The sequence below is a fragment of the Dietzia massiliensis genome, from assembly GCF_018390595.1.
Lineage (GTDB): Bacteria > Actinomycetota > Actinomycetes > Mycobacteriales > Mycobacteriaceae > Dietzia > Dietzia massiliensis.
Genome location: NZ_JAHBAV010000406.1, coordinates 1 through 216, shown reverse-complemented (window position 1 = coordinate 216; position 216 = coordinate 1). Strand labels below are relative to the sequence as shown.

Genomic DNA, 216 nt, shown 5'->3' with positions numbered 1-216 from the left:
GGCTGATGGAACAACGCGTCGCCGAACTGCTCGCCCGGCAGATGGCCACCGTCCGCGGCGATGTGTTGGAGCAGGTCCAACGTCAGGTCGTCGAGGACTACCTCAACGGTGTCGCCGCCGGGATCCGTCTGGGCGACAAGGCCCTGCGCGATGAGATCGATGCCGTCATCGGCCGCCACGACCCCGACGCCATCCGGCTGCGCAAAGAAGACGCCA

General features: G+C 67.1%; 1 pseudogene. It reads left to right on the top strand.

Annotated elements, in window-relative coordinates:
- Window positions 1–216 (top strand): annotated as a pseudogene (locus tag KHA85_RS17725) (HNH endonuclease signature motif containing protein); the annotation flags it as partial.